A 3,089-nucleotide genomic window follows, 5' to 3' on the forward strand; every position below is an offset into this window, starting at 1 on the left:
CTCTTTCACCTTTACGGAGCCGCCCGGAGAGAGCGTTCCCTCATTGTTGCCGTGACCGCGCTTGTAGGTTACCGAGTAGGTCGTTTCCGGATGCTGCGGATATTCGGGGTCCGCCAGCGTGACGATTTCCACGTAGGTGATGTCGTCCTTTTCAACCTCATGCGGGGTCCCATCAATGATGATAGTGACCTTCTTCTTCTCTTTGTCGTCGTGCGCCATTTGCTGCTCCTATTTCTTTGTGAAGAGCGGCAGGCCCGAAAGCCTGCCGCCGTGGATCATTTCCTGCCCGGACGCTGGGTGAGCGCCGAACCTGCCGCCGTCTTCGCCGCCTTGCTCGCCTTCGGGTCCCGCAGGACCTTTGATGCCGCTGAAGCCGCCCTCTTGCTGGTCACTTCCGATTTCGCCAAACCATTCACCTCCTTCCCGGGTTTCTTGACTACAGAATCCTGTCTGTAGTACAGTTTCCTACGAACTCGTAGGATGTCTTGGCCTAAAAAAACCACCGAATGGTGGATGCCAATTTCCTACGTATACGTAGGACTAACATAACTGGAAACGTCGTGTCAAATAATTCGGAGAATGAGCTGGAATTCGGGGATCGGTTGCTGGCCGCGCGCGAGGCAAGGGGACTGAACCAGACGGAACTCGCAAAGGCATCGGGACTTCAGCCCGCGGCTATCGGGCACTTTGAAAAGAATAGGCGCAAGCCATCCTTCGCGAACGTTCGCGCCCTGGCAAAGGCCTTAGAGGTATCGGCTGACTACCTCCTGGGGCGTTCCCCCACCATGAAGGGGGCGACGACCGCGTTTCGCGGCGAGGAAAATCTGTCGGCGGGCGATCGCGAACATATCCAGATGATGATCGACCTCATCAACAAAAAGAAGGGCGGYGATGGCTAAGTTTCAACTGATCAAGGCGCGCCAGCACGGCGAACGTGTTGCAGCGGAAAAAGGTTTCGCCGCCTTTCCAGTCGATCCCTTCGCGATTGCCGAGTCCGAAGGTATCATGATCGTCGCCAAGCCGTCGGAAATCAAAGGCGTCAGCGGCGGCATTATCTTCGATGAAGATGTGCCGTCCATCTTTTACGCCACCGACATCGAGAACGAGGGCTTCCAGCGCTTTACGGTCGCTCATGAGCTCGGCCACTATTATCTCGACGGGCATCCAGAAGAAATTCTGAAGTCTAGCAAGATGCATATCTCAAGAGCTGGCTTTCGCCAGGGCGACAGCTCGATCGAACTTGAGGCAGACCATTTTGCCTCAGGTCTCTTGATGCCAACCCATCTCGTGAAGAGGGAGCTGGCACGAGGCATCATTGGACTCGCAGGTATCGAACAGCTGGCAGATAAGTCGCAATGCTCCCTTACTGCTGCGGCGATCCGCGCGGCCGAGTGTACTCCTTATCCGATGGCAATCGTCGTGAGTCAGGGAGCGGATATTTGTTATTGCTTCATGTCCGAAGGCTTCAAAGAGCTCGGCAAAACACTTACGTTCCTCCGCAAGGGCTCGCCCTTACCTCTCAGCGCAACGCGGGACTTCAACAGCGATCCGGACAACGTCCGTTACGGCAAGCGGCAAATCATCGAGACTACACTTGCCGATTGGTTTGATGGCTCCGGGCAGATTCACCTCGACGAGGAGATTGTCGGACTTGGTTCATTCGGTCACACGCTGACCGTGTTTTCAAGCGATGCCTTGGCCGAAGATCCTGATCCCGAGGACGCGGATGAAGAGGCGAATCTGATCGAGAGTTACACCGCGAAATTCGCTTACGGTCGCTAGCCTTAGCAGGTCACTGGCCACGACGTAATCGAACTGTGCAATGCCGACAAACATCGACTTGTCGTCCCTACCCGATCTGCGACGTTGTCGACACCTGCGGAGCGACCGCTTTCGGGAGTCGGCAACGACCGACCCGAAGCCGCCGTTGAGCGCTTATGTCATTTTCGCAAGGAGCCCTGCGCCGCACCGGCTTCTTGCGCCTTGAAAGGATACGAACCTACCGCCCAGCAATTATCTTGACCCCGAAAAGGTGATATTTGCTATTTTCCAGTGGCTTACAGATTCCAGTCCTCGTCTGCGGTCGTCCGCCATCTCGGCGTCACGCATGGCTGCCTTCGACCTCCGGTCGGATTGTCAGCGAACGAACGCTTTATGAGGACGTCCTTGTCTGTCGAATAGAGGGTCGCTTCCCGCTACGCGTTGTATTTTGGGCGGCCGCGCGGACGCGGGCTCGGGTAGGCTATCAATCTCTTCTGCTTGACAGATGGGATGTCCCATCTGTCAACTCGATCAGGCGTAGGCGATCTCTCCAGCTGTTAATGAGCCGCGCAACGCTTATTGCTCGGGATGTCAATGCTGCCGCTGGGTCCGACCGATTTCGGCCCCTGGCGAAGCTCTCATCCGCCAGGTCAAAAAGATCAAGCCAATATGGACCAAAACATGATGGGGAAAACTCTATCCCCGCCAATTCATGCGAGACGCGACGCGGGATTTTTACTGACCGCTGTGCAATCCTCAGTCGTAACAACTCAAAAGGTTCAGAGATTCTCCGATGTATAAGCCTGGCGGCACAATCAAATCGCTCCTCGAAAAAATTGCGTCCCAGGATTACGTGTTGCCGGCAATCCAGCGCGAATTCGTTTGGTGGCCGGAACAAATCTGCGAGCTTTTTGACAGCCTCATGCAGGGATATCCCTTCGGCACGTTCCTCTTCTGGAAGATCGCCCAGGAGAGGCGCACGGAGTACAAGTTCTACGATTTTGTTCAACACTATCACGAACGCGACCGGTTTCATTGCGAACTATTGAAAAACCCGCCCGAGCGTGAGCTGATCGCTGTCCTTGATGGGCAACAGCGCATGACCGCGCTCAACGTCGGCCTGCGGGGTTCCTATGCTTGGAAAATGCCAGGCAAACGGTGGAGTTCAGATGCAGCATTTCCCAGCAGGCACCTGTATCTTGACCTCTTAAGCGAGGCCGATCTCGAAAGCGGTTACCGGTATCATTTCGAGTTCCTCACGGAAAACCAGGCCAAGAACCCACAACCCGGCACGGTATGGTTCCGATGTGGCCGGGTAGTGGAGGAGG

Annotated in this window: 4 protein-coding genes; 3 read left to right on the top strand and 1 reads right to left on the bottom strand. The window is 55.6% G+C overall.

Going from position 1 to position 3,089, the window contains the following annotated elements; genetic code table 11:
- Positions 1–219 (bottom strand): multiubiquitin domain-containing protein (locus tag AC1D1Z_RS35700; RefSeq protein ID WP_477853514.1); only part of this gene is annotated, 219 nt, incomplete at its 3' end.
- 341 nt (positions 220–560) lie between these two features.
- Here AC1D1Z_RS35700 and AC1D1Z_RS35705 point away from each other — a divergent pair.
- The 3 genes from AC1D1Z_RS35705 to AC1D1Z_RS35715 form a co-directional block, all read left to right on the top strand.
- Entirely contained in the window at positions 561–899 is a 339-nt protein-coding gene (locus AC1D1Z_RS35705; RefSeq protein ID WP_315855620.1) for a helix-turn-helix domain-containing protein, read from the top strand.
- Positions 892–1,782 carry an ImmA/IrrE family metallo-endopeptidase gene (locus AC1D1Z_RS35710; RefSeq protein WP_477853517.1) on the top strand — a complete coding sequence of 297 codons (891 nt, stop codon included), beginning with the start codon at positions 892–894 and terminating at the stop codon, positions 1,780–1,782. The genes AC1D1Z_RS35705 and AC1D1Z_RS35710 overlap by 8 nt, the downstream gene beginning before the upstream one ends.
- 772 nt (positions 1,783–2,554) lie before the next feature.
- Positions 2,555–3,089, top strand: a 535-nt coding sequence (locus tag AC1D1Z_RS35715) for a DUF262 domain-containing protein (RefSeq protein ID WP_477853519.1), incomplete at its 3' end; no start/stop codon positions are given.

The sequence above is a fragment of the Rhizobium sp. P1_E1 genome, assembly GCF_056406015.1.

What these genes read in the sequence shown, in the direction of transcription:
- AC1D1Z_RS35710 (WP_477853517.1), top strand. Translation starts at nt 892, where the DNA reads ATGGCTAAGTTTCAACTGATCAAGGCGCGCCAGCACGGCGAACGTGTT.